This window comes from Pseudomonas sp. LBUM1666, from assembly GCF_059695775.1.
The window spans coordinates 1,953,833-1,973,538 of record NZ_CP166789.1; the positions used below are offsets into that span (position 1 = coordinate 1,953,833).

A 19,706-nucleotide genomic window follows, 5' to 3' on the forward strand; every position below is an offset into this window, starting at 1 on the left:
GGGGATCAGTTTTTCGCCACAGGCTTGGAAGACTTCTGCACCTGGTCCCAGACCCGCAGGAAGTTGCCGCCCCAGAGCTTGGCGATATCGGCTTCGCCGTAGCCACGACTGATCAGCTCGGCCGTTACGTTGCGTGCCTCGCTGACGTCTTTCCAGCCGTCCAGGCCGCCGCCGTCGTTGAAGTCGGAACTGATGCCGACGTGGTCGATGCCGATTTTCTTCACCGCGTAGTCGATCGCGTCGCCGTAGTCCTTGAGGGTGGCCTTGGGTTCCTCGTCGACGATGGCGTAGAGCTGGCTGGCGTACTCGCCGAAACGTTGTTCGGACCAGACGGTGATCACCGGATCGCCCGGCATCAGCGCCATCTCCAGGCCTTGCAGCGGTTGCAGGTCGAAGCGTGCGCGCAGGGCGTTGAGTTTGTCCTGGGTAGCCTGGCTGAGTGGGCGGATGTAGGTCGGGAAACCGACGATCTGCACCACGCCGCCGCTGTTTTTGATCAGCTGCATTTCCTGATCGCTGAGGTTGCGCGGGATGTCCACCAATCCGCGTGGTGCCGAGTGGGACGCGACCATCGGCGCACGGCTCAGCTGGGCAACTTGCTCCAGGGCCTTGGTCGACATCTGCGAAACGTCGATGATCACGCCGAGGTCGTTGAGGCGGTGCACGGCTTGCTTGCCAATCTCCGAGAGGCCGCCGAGGGCGTCGCGGGAATCGTTGAAAAAAGGCAACGGCCGGGACGAATCAGCCCAGGCGTTGTTGCCCACATAGCTGAAGCCGAACATGCGCATGCCGCGCGCCGCCCACTTGTCCAGGGCGTTCAGGTCGTTGCCCAGCGGATAGGCGTTGAGCATGCTCATGAAGATCGCGAACTTGCCTTCGCCATGCAGGCGTCGGAAGTCGTCGGGGGTGTAGGCGATGGCAACCTGATTGGGGAAGTCGCGAACCAGTGTGCTGATGATTTTGTAGCGGGTTTCCTGCTCGAACCGTGCTTCGTCGACGAACCCGGCGGTGGGGCGGTGCGGGGCGTTGGCGCCGTTCCAGATTTCCGGCCAGCCAAAGATGGTCAGCGCCGCGCCGGACAAACGTCCGCGCCCGGTCTTGACCAGGTCGAATTGCCCGGTGCCGTCCTTGTCGGCTTCATTGCCGGCGGTGCCGAAGTCCAGCGGGACGGTGACGTGGCTGTCGAAGGAGAGGATTCGCTCGTGCAGCTCATCGGCCTGTTTCATCACCTTGACCGGGTAACCGGGATTGTCCTTGAACCCGTAATCCCAGGCCGCAAAGCCTGCACCGGCGCTGATCGCCAGGGCCAGCGGCAGGCCGATGTAAAGAGCCTTTTTCGAACGTGGTTTTGTCATTGCCGTCTCAGTCAGGTTCGCCGTTGGGGTGCAGGCACAAGGGGCCTTTGCTATCTGGGAAGAACGAGTGGCCGACGAAGGAATTTAGTGTTTGTGCTGACGCCATCGCGAGCAAGCTCGCTCCCACAGGTGATCTTCAGTGTTCACAAATCTTTGCTCGCGATGCTTTTAAATTTGTCGGCACAACAAACGTTCTAGCTTGGATAAAGCCTGCTTCATGGCTGACACAGGTAGGGCAATGACGATTTCTCGACGATGGTTCATGGCAGGCCTGGCGCTGACCGGTGCCGCCGTGCCTGCGGCTTTTTATGGGCATCGTGAATGGACGAAACCGGATCCGACGATCACCCCCGGCGAAGCGTCATTCGATGTCGCGGATGTCGCTGGCCAGCACTTGGCGAACACTTTGCGCGGTGTCTGGCAGATTCGTTTCGAAGGTCATGACGCCGGCATCGAAGGCCTGCCACGGGACGGGCTGGAGGTGTTTCTCGACATCGGCCACAAAGGTCGCGGCCTGAGCGGGTTCCTCGACACCGCCGAGCGTTTGCGTTCGAGCGAAGCGCCGCGTTATCGGGTGCTCGGCGACCTGGCCGGCGCCAAACCGGCGCAACTGAGCTGGCGGCTGCTTAGCTCCAGTGGCACAGCGGATTATGAATTCAGCATGGCGCTGGACGAAGTCTGGGCCGGTTTCGGCAACGCTGGCAGCGGCACTCTCAGTGGCCGAGTGGTGAATCTGGATCGTCCGCTGATGTTGACGGCCCAGGACAACTGCTTCATTGCCGTCAAGCGCGTGTTCCCCGAAGCCCGCGAGCGCACTGGTCTCAATCCGACGTTGCTGGCCTGGCTGGTTTCGCCCGAGCATCGGCTGTTTCATCAGCTCTGGCATGCCTCCCGGGACAAATGGCACACCCTGTCCGAAGACAAGCGCGGCGCCTTGCGCGGCATTGGCTGGCAGCCTGGCCCGCGGGACAAGGAGCGTGATGCCCGTGGCGCGCGCAAGGATCGTAACGGCTCGGGTGTGGATTTCTTCTTCATGCACCGGCACATGCTCGGCAAGGCGCGCTCCCTGCAAGACTTGCCGTCCTGGTCGCACTTCCCCTTGCCACAGCCGGAACTGGCGCGGGATCGCGTTGGCTTCGCTAATTATTTCGACAACCATGACGGCACCGCGCTGCCGCCGATCTGGCTGGCCGACGACGATGCCGAGTACTCGCAATGGGTCAGCGACATCAAGACCGCCGAGACCTACCACAGCAATTTCGAGGTCTGGGAATCGCAGTACCGCGATCCGCGTTACCTGTCGAAATTGACCTTGGGTCAGTTCGGTTCAGAGGTCGAATTGGGGCTGCACGACTGGCTGCACATGCGCTGGGCCTCGGTGCCGCGTGATCCGTCCAACGGTCAGCCGGTGCCGTTTGCCCGGGATCCGGCGGACTTTTCCGCGCGCTGGTATGCGCCGGAAAACGATTTTCTCGGCGACCCGTTTTCGTCTCATGTAAACCCGGTGTTCTGGCATTTCCATGGCTGGATCGATGATCGACTGGAAGACTGGTTCCGTGCGCACGAGCGCTTTCATCCGGGGGAGGTCAGTCGGCTTGAGGTCAATGGCGTGGCGTGGTTTGCACCTGGGCGTTGGGTCGAGATCGACGACCCGTGGCTCGGCCCGAGCACCCATGGATGCAGTACTACGCCGGGATTGCAGGCTGGCAAGTCGGTGGAGATGGACCCGGAAACCATGAAGCTGGCGTTGCGGATTACCTTTGGTGACGACGAGAAGAAACTGGCGGACTTGTTCCGCAAGGTGCCGCAGCGGCCTTGGTATGCGCGGCATTTGAAGGCTAAGCAAAGCCAGGTTTGATGACTGCGTTATCGTTCAATCGCGAGCAAGCTCGCTCCCACAGGTTATGTGTCGTGCCCAAATCATGCGGCAAACACAACCCCCTGTGGGAGCGAGCTTGCTCGCGATAGCGGCCTCTCAGCCACCCCAATCACAACGCCTGCCACCCGCCGCCAAGCGCCTTGTACAACGCAATGCTCGCCTGCAACCGCGACAACCGCAGTTGCACGTTCAAATCCTGCGCCGCATACAGCGTGCGCTGTGTCTCCAGCACCGTCAGCAAATCCTCGGCACCGGCCTGATAACGGCTTTGCGCAATGTTGAATGCCGTCTGCGCCTGGTTCAGTTCTTCACCTTGCCACTGCCGCTGTTCGTCCAGTCCGCGAATGCTGTTCAACGCTTTTTCCACATCGGCGAAGCCATTGATGATCGCCCCGCGATACGTCTCCAGCAGTTCTTCCTGACGGGCCGTGGCCTTGTCGCGCTCGGCGCTCAAGCGCCCATTGTTGAAGACCGGTGCGAGCAGTCCGGCGGTGAGGTTGTAGAAGGGGTTGCGCAGGACGTCGGCGGCGCGGTCGGCACCGGAGCCGATTTCTGCGCTCAGGGTTACGGCCGGCAGCATGGCGGCACGGGCGACGGTGACGTTGGCTTGTGCGGCAGCCAATTGCGCTTCGGCGCGGGCGATGTCCGGGCGACGGCTGATCAGTTCGCTGGGCAGGCCGGCGCCAATGGTCGGCCATGACAGTTGATCAAAGCGTTCCTGACCCAAAGACAATTCCTGCACCGGCCGGCCGAGCAGGGCGGCAAGGCTGATCTGTGCGTCCTGAGCCTGTTGCTGCACCAACGGCAATTGTCGTTGTTGCGCGGCGACCAGGCTCTTCTGCTGCGCCAGTTCCAAAGCCGTCGCCGAGCCTGAGTCAAAACGCGTCTGCACCAGTTTCAATACATTTTGCGCGTTCGCCAGATTCAACTCAGCGATGCGACTTTGCTCGCGCAACGACAAGCTTTGCGCGTAACTGTTGGCGACGCTGCTGAGCAGCGTCAACTCCACTGTCGCCTGATCGAATTCGCTGGCCTGCAAGCCGAATTGCGCACTGTCGCGGGAGGCGCGTTGGCCGCCCCAGAAGTCGACTTCGTAAGTGGCGCTGAGGTTGGCGTCGAAGTAGTCCACAGCCTTGTTGCTGCTGTCGGCATCCAATTGGCTGTAGCCGTTGCCGCGCAGCAGTTTCTGGCGGTTGGCGTTCAGGGCAGCCGTGACTTCAGGCAGCAACGTGCCGCCGGCAATTACCGTGTCGGCTTGCGCTTGACGCACCCGAGCGATAGCGGCGGCCAGGTCGTAACTGCCGACCCGGGCCTGCTCGATCAGGCGATCAAGCTCCGGGCTGCCGAACTGCGTCCACCATTGCAGATGGTTGCGGGTAGCGCTTTGAGTGTGTGGCGATTGCCAGGCGGCGGGCGGCTGGAGGCCGCTGTCCGGGCGCTGGGCGGGACTGCCGCAGGCGCCGAGCAACAGGCATAGGGTCAGCAGGCTGAGTTGCGGCTTCATAGATCGATCATTCACTGGTAAGGGCCGTGACCGGGTCGAGTCGGGCAGCTTTGCGGGCCGGCATGAAGCCGAAGACAACACCGGTGACCAGGGCGCAGCCGAAGGCGCCGAGCACCGCTATCAAGGAGAACGCGACGGCGACTTCGCTGAGGATCAGCACGCCACCGACGATCATCGCCAGGGCGATCCCGGCGAGCCCGCCGACCACCGAGAGCATCACCGCTTCGGTGAGGAACTGGCGCAGGATGTCCCGTTGGCGAGCGCCGGTGGCCATGCGGATACCAATTTCACGGGTGCGTTCGCGCACGGTCATGAGCATGATGTTCATCACACCGATCCCGCCCACCAGCAACGAAATCGCGGCAATCGAGCCGAGCATCAGCGACAGCGTATTTTGCGTGCGTGCCTCGGCCTGAATCATCGCCGCGTTGTTGGTCAGTTCGAAATCCTTCTTGCCGTTGTGCAGGCGCAGCATCAATTGTTCGATGGCTTTTTCCGTCTCTTTGACCTTGCGCGCATCGGCGGCGGCGATGGCCACGTATTCGGGGTTGTGGGTGCCAAACAGTCGGACACTGGCGGCGGAGTAGGGGATGGCGATGCGGTCGTCGCTGTCGGAGTCGCCCGAGCTGGCACCTTTTTCCGCGAGCACGCCAACCACCTGGAACGGCACGTTCTCGATCAGGATGTACTGGCCAATCGGGTTAGCGACGTCCTTGAGCAACTTGGTCCGCACCTTGTGGCCAATCACCGCGACCGCCGCGGCGTTGCGTTCATCGTCTTGGGTGAAATAGCTGCCTTCTACCACCGGCCAGTTGAAAATCGCCGGAAAGTTGGTGTCGTTGCCGCCGACGTAACTCAAGTGGTCGAGGTTGCCGAAACGCACCCCGGCCTCCTGGCCGTTGACCGGCATGATCCGCGTCACTTGCGGCAGGCTCGCCACCGCCGCGACGTCATCCAGGGTGACGATGCCCAGCGGTGTTCGCGGGTTTGGCGACGAGCCGCTGAGGTAAATGATGTTGGAACCGAACGCGCCCATTTGCGCCATCACCTGGCGCTTGCTGCCTTCACCGACGGCCAGCATGACCACCACCGACGCGACGCCGATGATGATCCCGAGCAACGTCAGCGCGGTGCGAAAGCGGTTGATCCACATCACCCGCCACGCGGCTTGCACCGCATCGATCAGTTCGCCTTTCCAGGCCCCGGTGGCTTCGGCGCCTTCGGTCAGGCGCTTGCGCAGATCCACCGCTTGCAGCGCGCCAGGGTTGGCCGAGGTCTGCGCTTCGGGATTGTCGCGGGCACTGTCGCTGATGATCAGCCCGTCGCGAATTTCGATGATGCGTTTGGCTCGAGCCGCGACTTCGCGGTCGTGGGTAATGAGGATCACCACGTGGCCCTGGCTCGCCAGTTCGTCGAGCAGGGTCATGACCTCGGCGCCGCTGTGGCTGTCGAGGGCACCGGTGGGTTCGTCGGCGAGGATGATGTGGCCGCCGTTCATCAAGGCGCGGGCAATCGATACCCGTTGTTGTTGGCCGCCGGAAAGTTGATGCGGACGGTTGCCGGTGCGCGAAGCGAGGCCGAGGCGGTCGAGCAGGGCGGCGGCGCGGGCGTGGCGTTCGGCGGCCGGTAAGCCTGCGTAGATGGCCGGCATCTCGACGTTTTCCTGGGCCGAGCCGGACGGAATCAGGTGATAACCCTGGAACACAAAGCCAAAGGCTTCGCGGCGCAGCCAGGCCAGTTCGTCGCTGTCGAGTGCGGCGACGTTTTCCCCGGCGAAGCGGTATTCGCCCGAGGTCGGGCGGTCGAGGCAGCCGAGGATGTTCATCAGTGTCGACTTACCGGAGCCGGACGCGCCGACGATCGCCACGAACTCCCCGGCATGAATCGACAGGTCGATGCCGCGCAACACGTGGACTTCTGGTGAATCGCCGCCGCCGTAGGCTTTGCGGATGTCGTGCAGGTCGATCAGGGGCGTCAGCATTCAGCCGCCACTCCCGTCGGCCGGGCCGATCAGCAGGTGATCGCCTTCCTGCAAGCCATCGAGAACCTGCACCCGCAGGCGATCGCTGATGCCGGTGCGGACGTCGCGCTGTTCGATGCGGCCGTTTTTGGTGACGACTTGTGCGGTCTGATTGTCCGTTCCAGTGCCGGCTTGCAGGGCCGCGATGGGCGCGGTGAGGACGTTTTTCGCCTGCTCGGCGACGAAGAAGACTTGCGTGGTCATTTCCGCCATCAGCGTGTTGTCGGTGTTGTCGACGTCGAGCAATACGGTGTACAGCACCACGCGAGCGCTGCCGCTTTTGCTCGAACTGGCGGGGCTGCCGCCGCCCTGGCTGGTCTGGTCCAGCGGTTTGGGCGGCACCGGCAGAATCTGCCGCACGGTGCTGTTCCAGCGACGGTTGCCACCGCTGAGGGTGGTGAACCAGGCCGTCATGCCGGGTTTGACGTGACCGATGTCGGCTTCCGACACCTCGGCCCAGACGGTCATCGGCGACAACTTGGCGATGCGCAGGATCAGTGGCGTTTGTTGTTGGGCGTTGAGGGTCTGGCCTTCTCGGGCGTCGAGTGCGACGACGGTTCCGCTCATGGGCGCATAAATGCGGGTGTAACCGAGTTCTGCCTGATCGCTGCGCAGGCTGGCCTGGGCCTGGCGGATCTGCGCCTGGAACATGTCGATGCGGGCCTGGGTGGCGCGCAGTTCGGCCTGGGCGGTCTGCACGTCTTCTTCGCGGGTAGCGCCGCCGGCCTTGAGGTTCTGCTGGCGCTGGAATTTCTGCCGGGCGAGGTCGTGCTGCGCCCGTTGTTCCTGCAGCTGCGCCTTGAGGTTTTCGATGGAAAATCGCCCAGCGTCGAGTTTGGCCTGTTGCGTGGACGGATCGATTTCCACCAGCAACTGACCTTCCTTCACCACATCGCCGACTTCCACGTGAATCTTGTGGATCTGCCCGGACGCTTGGGCGCCGACGTCGACATAGCGTCGAGGTTGCAGGGTGCCCAAGGCCGTGACGCTGCTTTCAATGTCGGCGCGGGTGACCTGCACGGTGGCGAACTGGTCTCGACCGGGCGGGATGATCTGCCAGGCGGCGACGGCGATAACGGGGATCAGACAAAGTGCTACAAGCAGGGCGCGTCGGGTCTGTCGGGGACGTTTCATGCAGGGTTCCGGCCAATGGGTATCGGCCCGTCGTTCAACCTGCGCACGAAAAACGGCGGCAGGTGAACGCTGTCGGGGAGCCGACAGACACGGGGAGCTGTCCTGTAAACGAGGAAAGTCGCGGGGAATTTAGGTGCGGAAACAGGTCGATACAAACGGGGATAAATCCCATCGCCACATAGGTGTAGCACGACTATTTATCGGGTAAGTCAAAGCAACACTTTAAATCTATATGAGAATTACTATAAATTACGCGGCTCGAACTGCCACCATCTTGCCACTGCCCATTTGTGCGGTCGCAGAAGTGGCTCAAGGATAGAAACCGCACCCTGTGCGGCCGGGAGTCATGTTGGAAAACTACTATCGCGAGCTGGTGTGTTTCCTGAACGCCAAGCTAGGCAACCGTCAGGTGGCCGAAGATGTGGTGCATGACGCTTATCTGCGGGTGCTGGAGCGTTCCAGTGACACGCCGATCGAGCAGCCCCGGGCCTTCCTTTATCGCACCGCGCTGAACCTGGTGATCGACGATCATCGCCGCAACGCCTTGCGCCAGGTCGAATCGCTGGACGTGCTCGACAACGAAGAGCGCTACTTCACCCCGTCCCCGCACAACTGCCTCGATCATGGCCAGCGCCTGGAGATGCTCCAGCGTGCATTGGCGGAATTGCCACGGCTGTGCCGCGAGAGTTTCCTGCTGCGCAAGATCGATGGCCTGTCGCACCCGGAAATTGCCGAGCACCTCGGTATCTCGCGCTCGCTGGTGGAGAAGCACATCGTCAATGCCATGAAGCATTGCCGCGTGCGGATGCGCCAGTGGGACGCCCATTGATCCCTTCGCTCTAAATTTTTTTTCATTGTCCTCGTTCCTACTCAACAGACGACCTGCTGTCTTGCATCAGGTTACTTAGGCTTATTCCCCTTGTTGAGGGGTTCATCCAGAGGACACTGGAAATGACACAGGCAATTGCATCGCCCATCGTTCACGACCTGATCGGCGTCGGTTTCGGCCCTTCGAACCTGGCGCTGGCCATCGCTCTGCAAGAGCGCGGGCCGAGTCAGGGCGAGCTGGATGTTCTGTTTCTCGACAAGCAGGCCGACTACCGCTGGCACGGCAACACCCTGGTGACCCAGAGCGAGTTGCAGATTTCCTTCCTCAAGGACCTGGTGACCCTGCGCAACCCGACCAGCCCATATTCGTTCGTCAATTACCTCAAGCATCACGGGCGCCTGGTGGACTTCATCAACCTGGGCACCTTCTATCCGTGCCGCATGGAGTACAACGACTACCTGCGCTGGGTCGCCGGGCAGTTCAACGAACAGAGCCGCTACGGTGAAGAAGTGCTGACCATCGAGCCGGTGGTGCACCAGCAGCAGGTCGAGGCATTGCGGGTGATTTCCCGTGATGCATTGGGGCACCAGCATATTCGCACCACCCGTTCGGTGGTGGTCAGCGCTGGCGGTACGCCACGCATTCCCGAAGCGTTCAAGGCGCTCAAGGATGACAGCCGCGTGTTCCACCACTCCCAGTACCTGGCGCAGATGGCCAAGCAGCCGTGCGTGAACAACCAACCGATGAGCATCGCAATCATCGGCGGCGGGCAGAGCGCGGCAGAAGCGTTCATCGATCTGAACGACAGCTTCCCGTCGGTGCAGGTGGACATGATCCTGCGTGGCTCGGCCCTGAAGCCGGCGGACGACAGCCCGTTCGTCAACGAAGTGTTCTCGCCGGAGTTCACTGATCTGGTGTTCCAGCAGGCGAGCAGCGAGCGCGAGCGTCTGGTCAACGAGTACCACAACACCAACTATTCGGTGGTGGACATCGACCTGATCGAACGCATCTACGGCATCTTCTATCGCCAAAAAGTCTCGGGCATCGCGCGTCATGCGTTCCGCACCCTGACCACCATTGAAAAGGCCACCGCCACCGAGCGCGGTATCGAGTTGGCCGTGCGCAACAACGCCACTGGCGAAGTCACCGTCCGTCATTACGACGCCGTGGTGCTGGCCACCGGTTACGAGCGCCAGATGCACCGCAAACTGCTGGCTCCGCTGGAGCAGTATCTGGGCGATTTCGAGGTTGACCGTAATTACAAACTGATCACTGACGAGCGCTGCAAGGCCGGTATTTACATGCAGGGCTTCTGCCAGGCGAGCCACGGTTTGAGCGATACCTTGCTGTCGATCCTGCCGATTCGGGCGGATGAGATTGCCGGTTCGTTGTATGACCATGGCAAGGCTCGTGGGCATGGTCGGTCGGTGATGGATTTGTTGCTGGCCACCGCCAGCTAAGATTTCCGGCGCCTGTAAAGCCGCTATCGTCGGAACGCCGCCCGGAGCAAGCTCGCTCCCACATTTGATCTCTGTCTTACACAAAATCTGTGTTTACTGAAGATCCACTGTGGAAGCGAGCTTGCTCGCGATGGGGCCCTCACTAGCTCCACAAATCCCGAATCCTGAACCCTTCCTGAAGAACCCCGCAATTCCCCCGCCACCCACCGTTCCTTCGTTTACTCTCCAGAAATCGGGGCGTAAGCTTCGCGCGTTTTCAATCAATAGCGGAGACCCACAGTGGGTACTTGTTCGAGTGACAGTAGTCGGCCGGTTTCGATAACCGGCACCTTCCCGGCAAGATAACGCGCAACCTTTTGTGCCGTTGTCTCGCCGAAAAGCGAGCAGCGGCATCCCGATCGCGGCCAGTCCTGGTCCGTATCCCGACGTCCCTCTCATCGACGCTGAACCGTGCGTGATGTTCGACTTTGTGTCGTCATCGCGGCGTATCGACACGCCTGCTTGAAGGTTTCCCGGCTGACCCTGGGGGAACTGCCATGAACCTGACCCTGCTCAAAGAATTCTTCGCCGGATTCCTGCGCACTCGCCACATCGCCCGACACTTCCGTCGACTGGCGCTGCTGGAAAACTTCACCGACACCACGGTCAGCCGCGAGGTGCCGCCCACCCTGGCGCAAACCCTGGTGAGCGCTGCCAACAGCGACACCGGCCGACTGCTGGACAATCTCGGCAGCCACACCGATGGCCTGAGCGAACTCGAAGCCGATGCACTGCGCGTGCAATACGGCCTCAACGAAGTCGAGCACGAACAGCCGCTACCGTGGTGGACGCACCTGTGGCACTGCTACAAAAATCCGTTCAACCTGCTGCTGACCTTGCTCGCGGTCATCTCCTGGCTGACCGAAGACATGAAAGCCGCCATCGTGATTTTCTCCATGGTGGTGCTCTCGACCTTGCTGCGCTTCTGGCAGGAAACCAAATCCAACAAAGCCGCCGATGCCCTCAAGGCAATGGTCAGCAACACCGCTACGGTGTTGCGTCGGGATGCGTCGCGCACTGAGCTGCCGATCAAGCAATTGGTGCCAGGCGACCTGATCGTGCTCTCGGCCGGCGACATGATTCCCGCCGATTGCCGGGTGCTCGGCGCCAAAGACTTGTTCGTCAGCCAGGCCGCGATGACCGGCGAATCGATGCCGGTGGAAAAATTCCGCCGTCAGCAAGACAGTGACACCCGTAACCCGCTGGACCTCGACAACATTCTGTTCATGGGCACCAACGTGGTGTCCGGCACGGCCATGGCGGTGATTCTCACCACCGGCAACAACACCTATTTCGGCGCCTTGGCCCAGCGGGTTGGCGCTACCAATCGCGCACCCACTTCATTCCAGACGGGCGTCAACAAAGTCAGCTGGCTGCTCATCCGCTTCATGTTCGTCATGGCGCCGCTGGTGTTGTTCATCAACGGCTTCACCAAGGGCGACTGGACCCAGGCGTTGCTGTTCGCGCTGTCGATTGCCGTGGGCCTGACCCCGGAAATGCTGCCGATGATCGTCACCTCGACCCTGGCCAAGGGCGCGGTGTTCCTGTCGCGTAAAAAAGTCATCGTCAAACGCCTCGATGCGATCCAGAACTTTGGCGCCATGGACGTGCTGTGCACCGACAAGACCGGCACCCTGACTCAGGACAAGATCTTCCTGGCGCGTAACGTCGATGTCTGGGGCAGCGATTCCGATGACGTATTGGAAATGGCCTACCTCAACAGCTACTACCAGACCGGCCTGAAAAACCTGCTGGACGTGGCGGTGCTCGAGCACGTGGAAATCCACCGTGAACTGAAAGTCGGCACGGCGTTCCGCAAGGTCGACGAGATCCCGTTCGACTTCACTCGCCGACGCATGTCGGTGGTGGTCGCCGAGCGCGATTACTCGCACCTGCTGATCTGCAAAGGCGCGGTGGAAGAAGTACTGGCGGTCTGCACGCGGGTGCGTCATGGCGAGGTCGATGAAGCACTGAGCGATGAATTGCTGGTGCGGATTCGCCAGGTCACCGCATCGTTCAACGCCGAAGGACTTCGTGTCGTCGCCGTCGCCGCACGGCCAATGATTGAAGGGCGCGATACCTACAGCCTGGCGGATGAACAGGCGCTGACGCTGATCGGTTACGTGGCGTTTCTCGATCCACCGAAGGAAAGCACCGCGCCAGCCCTCAAGGCATTGGCCGCTCACGGCGTGGCCGTAAAAGTGCTGACCGGCGACAACGATCTGGTGACCGCGAAGATCTGTCGCGAAGTCGGCCTGGAGCAGCAAGGCCTGCTGATGGGCAACGACATCGAGCGCATGAGCGACGCCGAACTGGCAGTAGCGGTGGAGACCACCAACGTCTTCGCCAAACTCACCCCGTCGCACAAGGAACGCATCGTGCGTTTGCTTAAGGGGAACGGTCATGTGGTCGGTTTCATGGGCGACGGCATCAACGACGCGCCAGCGCTGCGCACCGCAGACATCGGCATTTCGGTGGACAGCGCCGTCGACATCGCCAAGGAAGCGGCGGACATCATCCTGCTGGAGAAAAGCCTGATGGTGCTGGAGGAGGGCGTACTGGAAGGGCGGCGGACCTTCGCCAACATGCTCAAGTACATAAAAATGACCGCCAGCTCGAACTTCGGCAACGTGTTCTCGGTGCTGGTGGCCAGTGCGTTCATCCCGTTCCTGCCGATGCTGCCGATGCACCTGCTGGTGCAGAACCTGCTCTATGACATTTCGCAGATCGCCATCCCGTTCGATCACGTCGACGAGGACATGCTGAAAACACCACAACGCTGGCAGCCGGTGGACGTCGGGCGTTTCATGCTGTTTTTCGGACCGATCAGCTCGATCTTCGACATCAGCACGTTTGCCTTGATGTGGTACGTCTTCGACGCCAATACCCCGGACCATCAAACCCTGTTCCAGTCCGGCTGGTTCGTGGTCGGGCTGCTGACCCAGACCCTGATCGTGCACATGATCCGCACGCCGAAAATCCCCTTCCTGCAAAGCCGCGCAGCGATGCCACTGATGGTGATGACTGGAATCATCATGGCCGTCGGCATCTTCTTGCCGATGGGACCGCTGGCGCACTACTTCAAATTGCAGGCGCTACCGTCGCTGTACTTCGTGTTCCTGCCGGTGATTCTGCTGGCGTACATGGCACTGACCCAGGCGGTGAAGGGGTTCTATATCCGCCGGTTTGGCTGGCAATAAAGCCGAACAGTTCCTTTGTGGCGAGGGAGCTTTCCTGTGGGAGCGAGCTTGCTCGCGATAGCGGTCTGACAGTCACATAGACAGTGAATGTGCCGCCGTCATCGCGAGCAAGCTCGCTCCCACAGGAAAGCCCCCTCGCCACAGGAGTCGTGTGTTACTCAAGGATTTTTTATGCAAGCGCTCAACAACATCAACCTGACCTCCTTGGTCGACACCCTGGTCAGCCTCAGCGCGGCCTTCATCCTCGGCGGCCTGATCGGTTTCGAGCGCCAGTACCGCCAACGCACCGCCGGCCTGCGCACCAATGTGCTGGTGGCTGTGGGGGCGACGATCTTTGTCGACATGGCTAACCGCCTCGGTGGTGCCGAAGGTGCCGTGCGAGTGGTGGCCTACGTGGTCTCCGGGATCGGCTTTCTCGGTGCGGGGGTGATCATGCGCGAGGAAGGCAATGTCCGCGGGCTCAACACCGCTGCCACCCTATGGGCTTCGGCGGCGGTGGGGGCTTGCGCAGGCGCCGACCTGCTGCTCGAAGCGCTGCTGGGCACGTTGTTCGTACTGGCGGCCAATACCTTGCTGCGGCCGATCGTCAACAACATCAACCGTCAGCCGCTGGATGTGATTTCGGCGGAAGTCACCAACATCGTGTACGTGATCGCCCGGCGCTCGCAACAACAGGCGGTACTGGCCTTGTTAGAGGCAGAGCTTGAGCGCAGCAACTACCCGGCGAGCGATATGGATGTGCACGCGTTCGGCACGGATGAGATCGAAATCGAAGCAACGCTGGCGACAACGTCGGTCGATGGCGATGAACTGGATGCACTGGTGGGGCGGATTTCGACGTCGACGTTGGTGGTGCAAGCGTTCTGGAGTCCGAGTACCACGGAATAGTCGTTCTTTCGATTTTCCTTCTGCCACCGGAGGAAGCGCCCTGGTTTTTAGGAAGTCCTACAGAAAGCTCGGCGGGTCTTCCGTAGCCTTGCGCCCTCACGAATCTGCCACTCTCCTGGGGGCCCACGTTGTTGAACAAAGCCTTACGTATCCTGATCGCCGACGAGTTGCATTTTCACCGCATGAAGGTCGAGCGACTGTTCAATCAACTCGACTACTACCGGATAGCACCGGTGCACAGCCTTGAAGAACTGCTGACCCTGGTCGAGTACGGTTGCGAGCCATTTGATCTGGTGGTCATCAATGCATCGCTGGCGGGTGGAGCGTTGAATCTGCTCGATTTTTTCCTCGATAACCCACAGGTTCATCACGCATTGATCTACGACGGTCAGCAAGCGCAGTTGCCGCCCATTCCTGCCTGCGTCCAACAGACGGTCGAGGTGAGCCACGCGACGCTGCCTGATTTGGCGTCCATTGGGCGGCTCATGGCGATCATCGATTCACATCTACCGTTCGTCGGTACTGTCATTTCTGTCAGGTAGTTGTGCCCGGTTTTCCATGCAAAAGTCTATGCGCAGCCGGTGCGTTCAACCGGGCCGGGTTCATGGGCATTGATTGCTCAATCGTCGTGTTTTTTTGCACAGGAAGTTGCCATGAAGTCAGTGTTGATTGTGGACGATCATCCGGTGGTTCGCGCCGCAGTCAAAATCGTACTGGTGCAGGAGGGTTTCAAGCAGATACACGAAGCGGCGAGTGGTAATGAGGTCTTATCGAAGATCCGCGAACACAAGCCTGATCTGGTGGTACTGGATCTGGTGATGCCCTCGCTCGACGGGCTGGATGTACTGGCGCGGATCAAGACCAGTGGGGTGCCCAGCCGAGTACTGGTCTTCACGTCCCTGGAACCCATGTTTTATCAGGATCGTTGCATGCACGCCGGCGCCGCAGGCTATATCGCCAAGTCCAATGACTTGCAGCACTTGCACCGCGCCGTGCACGCCGTGATGGCCGGTTACACCTATTTCGCCCAGCTACCCTCGGCGTCGGTGTCGCTGACTTCGATGCAACGCAGTGAAAAGCAGATGATCGATAAACTCTCCGACCGGGAACTGACGATCTTTCAGCATCTGGCCCGGGGCATCAGTAACAAGGCGATCGCTGAAATCATGCACTTGAGTCACAAAACCGTCAGCACCTACAAGACCCGTTTGGTTGGAAAACTCAACGTGGAATCGGCGGTGTACCTGAGGGATTTTGCCAAGCGTAATCATCTGATCTGAGTGAGCCCGATCATGCGCGATTGTTTGTGGGCTCTGTTGCTGTTCTGTGGACTGGGAGCACCGGTGACGGCGGCCGATGAGCCAAAGCTTTTGCATGTGCTGGGGCGTTCCGCGGTGGAGGGTTATCAGGTCCAGCTGGATGAAAAAGACTGGCAGTGGTTGCGTGGCAAACGAGTCTTGCGCCTCGGGGTGTCGGGGCCGGACTACCCACCGTTCGAGATCACGCGAAACGTTGATGAGCTGGAAGGCATCACCGCAGACTATGCCGCACTGTTGGGGCAACTGCTGCACGTAAAAATCGACGTGCTTCGTTATCGCACACGCGAAGCGGCCATGGATGCGCTCAAACGCGATGATCTGGATCTGCTTGGCACGTCTAACAACTTTGAGGCGGCTGACCCGGAGTTGACCCGGTCCAGTGCCTATGCCGAAGATCAGCCGATGCTGGTTACCCGCCTGGACGACTCGATGCCTGTCGACCTCGCGGGCAAACGCATCGCCATGGTCGATGACTATCTGCAGGCGCAGACTGTCGAAGCCTTCTATCCCGAGGCGAGCTTGCAACGCTACCCCTCTGCACTCGACGCGATCGGGGCGGTGGCGTTCGGGCAGGATGATGTGTACCTCGGGGACTTCATCAGCGCCAATTACCTCATCAATAACAACTACCTCAGTAACGTTCGCATGGTGGGGCCTTCCGGCCTGGACGCCAATCCGTTTGGCTTTGCCTTCAGCCGGGGCAACCCCCGTCTGAAGAGCATTGTCGATAAGGCTCTGGCGGCGATTCCCATGGATCAGCGCACGGCCATCGAGCAGCGCTGGAGTGCCGGAAGAGCCAACATGGCGGGTCAAGAGCGAGTACGTTTGAGCGCCAGTGAGCAACGTTGGCTGGATCAACATCCGACGGTGGAAGTGGGGGCCGTCGAGAGCTTTGCACCGCTGACTTTTTACGATGCACAGGGACAACTCAGCGGGTTGACCGCGCAATTGCTGACGTTGATCAGTCAGCGCAGCGGCTTGACCTTCAAGGTGCAGCGGGGTAACTCCCTCGATCAGCAGATCCAGCAACTCAAGGACGGCAAGATCGACGTGTTACCTGTGGTCACGCCCGGTATCGAACGCGAAGTCGACCTGCGTTTCACTCGGGCCTACTTGAACAATCCGTTTGTACTGGTCAGTGCGACCACCCCGGGAAGCCCCAGGACCCTGGATGACATGGTCGGTAAACGCCTGGCGATTTATCGCGGTCATCCGTTGCTCGGGTTCATCCGCGCTCGGGCGCCCAGTGTACGTCTGGTCGAAGTGCAGAGTCCGGCGCAGGGTATGGAGTGGGTGATCAAGGGCCAGGCCGACGGGGCAGTCAGCTCATTGATCGTGGCTCGGTATCTGATCACCCGGCAATACCGCGAGCGTCTGCGGATCAGCAGCACCGTGGGTGATGAACCGGCGCGTATCGCTCTGGCCACCAGCCGTGGAGCGCTGGAGTTACACTCGATTCTGAACAAGGCACTGCTGAGCATTTCGCCCCGGGAGATGGATGAGCTGTTAGCCCGCTGGAGCAATGATGTGGTGGTCGATGACAGCTACTGGCTGCGTCATCGCCAAGGCATTCTCCAGGCGTTTGCCGTTGCGGGCGCCTTGCTGTTGCTCGCACTGGCCTGGATTGCCTGGCAGCGTCGGCAGATAAGTCAACGCCAACAACTGCTCGGGCAATTGCAGGACGCCAAGGACGCCGCCGACGATGCCAACCGTGCCAAAACTACCTTTCTGGCGACCATGAGTCATGAAATCCGCACGCCGATGAATGCCCTGATCGGCATGCTCGAACTGGCGCTGAAGCGAGCGGAAGAGGGCTTCACTGATCGCTCCGCCATCGAAGTGGCATCCAATGCCGCGCAGCAATTGCTGGCGTTGATCGGCGACATCCTGGACATCGCCCGCATCGAGTCCGGGCATTTGTCGCTGACCCCTGAGCGGGCGAATCTACGCACGCTGGTGGAGTCGGTGTGCCGGGTTTTCGAAGGTCTGGCACGGCAGAAGAACTTGCAGTGGCGGGTCGAATTGGCCGAACACAGCGATCGTGACGTGTTAGTCGACCCCACGCGCTTCAAGCAGGTGCTGTCCAACCTGCTGAGCAACGCGATCAAGTTCACCCGTGAAGGTGAGGTGAGTCTGACACTGCGAGTAGAGCCCGGTGTGTCGGGGCATCTGGCAGTCAGTGTGCGTATTGAGGACAGCGGCATCGGTGTCAGTGTGGTCGATCAGCAACGACTGTTCAGCCCGTTCGTGCAGGCCGGTAACAGCCAGCAGTCAGGCCACAATGGCTCCGGCCTGGGACTGGTGATCAGCCGCACTTTGTGCGAAATGATGGGCGGCCGATTGCAGCTCGACAGCGTCCTCGGACTGGGTACGCAGGTCGACTTCAGTTTTGATCTGATTGCGTTGCAACCATTGACCTGCGGCGAGTGGGCGGATAGCGGATTGCAGGTGGCCACTCGGCTGCTGACGATTCTGGTGGTCGACGATTACCGGGCCAATCGATTGTTGCTCTCACGGCAGCTGAGCTACCTGGGGCATCGGGTGCTGGAGGTTGAGGATGGCGAGCGTGGTCTTGCGCAGTGGCGCGAGCATGAGCTCGATTTGGTCATCACCGATTGCAACATGCCGGTGGTCAATGGTTATGAATTGGCGGGTGCGATACGCGATGAAGAGCGCGCTAATGGCTTGCCACCCACGCTGATTCTTGGGTTTAGCGCCAATGCGCAGCCGGAGGAAAAGATCCGCTGCCTTGAAGCGGGCATGGACGACTGTCTGTTCAAACCGATCCGGCTGGCAGATTTGAGTGCCTGGTTGGCGTCCCGATTTGTGAATGAGCCGCCAGCGCCGGTTGAAGAGCAAGCAACGTTCGAGATCGACTTGACCGGCCTGGAGCTCTATGTCGGTGAAGACCGGACGCTGATCAATCAATTGTTGCGCGAGCTGGCTGAGACCAATCGCTACGATCGCGATGATCTGCTTGCAGCGCACGTCAGTGGCAATCGTCACCGGCTGCAAGACCTGGCGCATCGCATCAAAGGGGGGGCGCGGATGGTTCGTGCAAAACGTTTGATCGAGTGTTGCGAACATCTGGAGCGTGCCTGCGCCGAAGGGCGCGCGACGTTGATCGACGAGGCCGTCGATCAATTGCAGCACGCCATGGCACGCCTGGATCAGAGCCTCAAGAGAGCCTGACGCTTAATCCCAGTGGGGCGCGATGCCTTTGGGGCTGGTCAGTCGATGGCCACGATCCAGACCCGCGATCAGCGCCATGTCGGCGTCGCTCAAGGTCAGTGTGCGGGCGTGCAGGTTACTTTGCAGGTTGGTGCGTTTGGTCGACGAGGGGATCACGGCGTAACCCAGTTGCATGGCCCAGGCCAGGGTGACTTGTGCCGGCGTCGCCTGAAGACGATCAGCGATCTGCTGGATGACCGGGTCTTTTAGCACTTCGCCGTAAGCGAGGGTCATGTACGAGGTGATCTGGATGCCCTGGCTCTGTGCGAATTCAACGACTTTGCGGTTTTGCAGGTAGGGGTGCAGTTCAATCTGGTTGGTCGCGATGTGTTCGGCACCGACCGCGGCGATCGCCTGTTCCATCAGGTCGACGGTGAAGTTGGACACGCCGATCTGCCGGGTCAGGCCCAGTTGTTTGGCTTCGAGCAGGGCACCCATGAACTCCTCGACCGGCACCTGATCTTCCGGAGACGGCCAATGGATCAGGGTCAGGTCCAGGTAGTCGGTTTGCAGCTTTTGCAGGCTTTCCTTGAGGCTGTCGATCAGGCGATCCCCGGCGAAGTTGGCAACCCAGATCTTGCTGGTGATGAACAACTCGTCACGGGCAATGCCGCTGGCGGCGATGGCCTCGCCGACCTCGGCTTCGTTCTCGTAGATTTGCGCGGTATCGATGACTCGATAGCCCAGTTCCAGGCCAGTGCTCACCGAATCGATGACCACCTGGCCTTGCAAGCGAAACGTACCAAGACCGAATGCGGGAATAGACATCAATGACTCCAGGGTTGCAGTGGGAATGGGCACGAGTATCCGCGCCCGCACCCATGAGAAAAACCGCTGGATCGGCAAAG

General features: G+C 60.6%; 13 protein-coding genes. 8 read left to right on the top strand and 5 right to left on the bottom strand.

The window, feature by feature from the left end; translation table 11 throughout:
• Positions 1 to 5: 5 nt before the first annotated feature.
• On the bottom strand, positions 6 to 1,355 hold the full coding sequence (gene pvdM / locus ACA056_RS08785; protein WP_415757287.1) for a pyoverdine-tailoring dipeptidase-like protein PvdM: 1,350 nt from the start codon (positions 1,353 to 1,355) through the stop codon (positions 6 to 8).
• A gap of 238 nt (positions 1,356 to 1,593) precedes the next feature.
• Here pvdM and pvdP point away from each other — a divergent pair, with 238 nt between their 5' ends.
• Positions 1,594 to 3,213 (top strand): pyoverdine maturation tyrosinase PvdP, encoded by a 1,620-nt coding sequence (pvdP, locus tag ACA056_RS08790; RefSeq protein ID WP_497271963.1) that lies wholly within the window; start codon positions 1,594 to 1,596, stop codon positions 3,211 to 3,213.
• A 130-nt stretch (positions 3,214 to 3,343) separates the two neighbouring features.
• Here pvdP and ACA056_RS08795 read toward each other — a convergent pair whose 3' ends face one another.
• From ACA056_RS08795 to ACA056_RS08805, 3 genes are read right to left on the bottom strand one after another with little or no spacing between them, the layout of a single operon-like run.
• Positions 3,344 to 4,738 carry an efflux transporter outer membrane subunit gene (locus ACA056_RS08795; protein WP_497271965.1) on the bottom strand — a complete coding sequence of 465 codons (1,395 nt, stop codon included), beginning with the start codon at positions 4,736 to 4,738 and terminating at the stop codon, positions 3,344 to 3,346.
• Between the two features lie 7 nt (positions 4,739 to 4,745).
• Positions 4,746 to 6,719 carry a MacB family efflux pump subunit gene (locus ACA056_RS08800; RefSeq protein WP_497271967.1) on the bottom strand — a complete coding sequence of 658 codons (1,974 nt, stop codon included), beginning with the start codon at positions 6,717 to 6,719 and terminating at the stop codon, positions 4,746 to 4,748.
• A complete protein-coding gene (locus ACA056_RS08805; RefSeq protein WP_497271969.1) occupies positions 6,720 to 7,892 on the bottom strand; it encodes an efflux RND transporter periplasmic adaptor subunit in 1,173 nt (390 codons plus the stop codon).
• Positions 7,893 to 8,238: 346 nt separating this feature from the next.
• Between ACA056_RS08805 and ACA056_RS08810 the strand changes: the two genes are divergently transcribed.
• The 7 genes from ACA056_RS08810 (at position 8,239) to ACA056_RS08840 (ending at position 18,819) form a co-directional block, all read left to right on the top strand.
• Positions 8,239 to 8,721 carry a sigma-70 family RNA polymerase sigma factor gene (locus tag ACA056_RS08810; RefSeq protein WP_497271971.1) on the top strand — a complete coding sequence of 161 codons (483 nt, stop codon included), beginning with the start codon at positions 8,239 to 8,241 and terminating at the stop codon, positions 8,719 to 8,721.
• Between the two features lie 122 nt (positions 8,722 to 8,843).
• Positions 8,844 to 10,181 (top strand): lysine N(6)-hydroxylase/L-ornithine N(5)-oxygenase family protein, encoded by a 1,338-nt coding sequence (locus ACA056_RS08815; protein ID WP_497271973.1) that lies wholly within the window; start codon positions 8,844 to 8,846, stop codon positions 10,179 to 10,181.
• A gap of 536 nt (positions 10,182 to 10,717) precedes the next feature.
• Positions 10,718 to 13,420: a magnesium-translocating P-type ATPase gene (mgtA, locus tag ACA056_RS08820; protein WP_497271975.1), complete on the top strand. Its 2,703-nt coding sequence runs from the start codon at positions 10,718 to 10,720 to the stop codon at positions 13,418 to 13,420.
• A gap of 171 nt (positions 13,421 to 13,591) precedes the next feature.
• Complete coding sequence (locus ACA056_RS08825) at positions 13,592 to 14,308, top strand: MgtC/SapB family protein (protein WP_497271977.1); 717 nt, start codon at positions 13,592 to 13,594, stop codon at positions 14,306 to 14,308.
• 128 nt (positions 14,309 to 14,436) lie between these two features.
• Complete coding sequence (locus ACA056_RS08830) at positions 14,437 to 14,850, top strand: response regulator (RefSeq protein WP_497271979.1); 414 nt, start codon at positions 14,437 to 14,439, stop codon at positions 14,848 to 14,850.
• 111 nt (positions 14,851 to 14,961) lie between these two features.
• Positions 14,962 to 15,588, top strand: a complete 627-nt coding sequence (locus ACA056_RS08835) for a response regulator (RefSeq protein WP_497271981.1) — start codon at positions 14,962 to 14,964, stop codon at positions 15,586 to 15,588.
• A 12-nt stretch (positions 15,589 to 15,600) separates the two neighbouring features.
• The gene (locus ACA056_RS08840; RefSeq protein ID WP_497271983.1) at positions 15,601 to 18,819 is read left to right on the top strand and encodes a transporter substrate-binding domain-containing protein; all 3,219 of its coding nucleotides are present in this window, start codon (positions 15,601 to 15,603) and stop codon (positions 18,817 to 18,819) included.
• Positions 18,820 to 18,822: 3 nt separating this feature from the next.
• On the opposite strand, the gene dkgB is transcribed toward ACA056_RS08840, so the two are convergent.
• Complete coding sequence (gene dkgB, locus ACA056_RS08845; protein WP_497271985.1) at positions 18,823 to 19,626, bottom strand: 2,5-didehydrogluconate reductase DkgB; 804 nt, start codon at positions 19,624 to 19,626, stop codon at positions 18,823 to 18,825.
• Between the last annotated feature and the right edge of the window lie 80 nt (positions 19,627 to 19,706).

Coding starts and splice junctions, on each gene's coding strand:
- pvdM (WP_415757287.1), bottom strand. CDS start 1,355: ATGACAAAACCACGTTCGAAAAAGGCTCTTTACATCGGCCTGCCGCTG.
- pvdP (WP_497271963.1), top strand. CDS start 1,594: ATGACGATTTCTCGACGATGGTTCATGGCAGGCCTGGCGCTGACCGGT.
- ACA056_RS08795 (WP_497271965.1), bottom strand. CDS start 4,738: ATGAAGCCGCAACTCAGCCTGCTGACCCTATGCCTGTTGCTCGGCGCC.
- ACA056_RS08800 (WP_497271967.1), bottom strand. CDS start 6,719: ATGCTGACGCCCCTGATCGACCTGCACGACATCCGCAAAGCCTACGGC.
- ACA056_RS08805 (WP_497271969.1), bottom strand. CDS start 7,892: ATGAAACGTCCCCGACAGACCCGACGCGCCCTGCTTGTAGCACTTTGT.
- ACA056_RS08810 (WP_497271971.1), top strand. CDS start 8,239: ATGTTGGAAAACTACTATCGCGAGCTGGTGTGTTTCCTGAACGCCAAG.
- ACA056_RS08815 (WP_497271973.1), top strand. CDS start 8,844: ATGACACAGGCAATTGCATCGCCCATCGTTCACGACCTGATCGGCGTC.
- mgtA (WP_497271975.1), top strand. CDS start 10,718: ATGAACCTGACCCTGCTCAAAGAATTCTTCGCCGGATTCCTGCGCACT.
- ACA056_RS08825 (WP_497271977.1), top strand. CDS start 13,592: ATGCAAGCGCTCAACAACATCAACCTGACCTCCTTGGTCGACACCCTG.
- ACA056_RS08835 (WP_497271981.1), top strand. CDS start 14,962: ATGAAGTCAGTGTTGATTGTGGACGATCATCCGGTGGTTCGCGCCGCA.
- ACA056_RS08840 (WP_497271983.1), top strand. CDS start 15,601: ATGCGCGATTGTTTGTGGGCTCTGTTGCTGTTCTGTGGACTGGGAGCA.
- dkgB (WP_497271985.1), bottom strand. CDS start 19,626: ATGTCTATTCCCGCATTCGGTCTTGGTACGTTTCGCTTGCAAGGCCAG.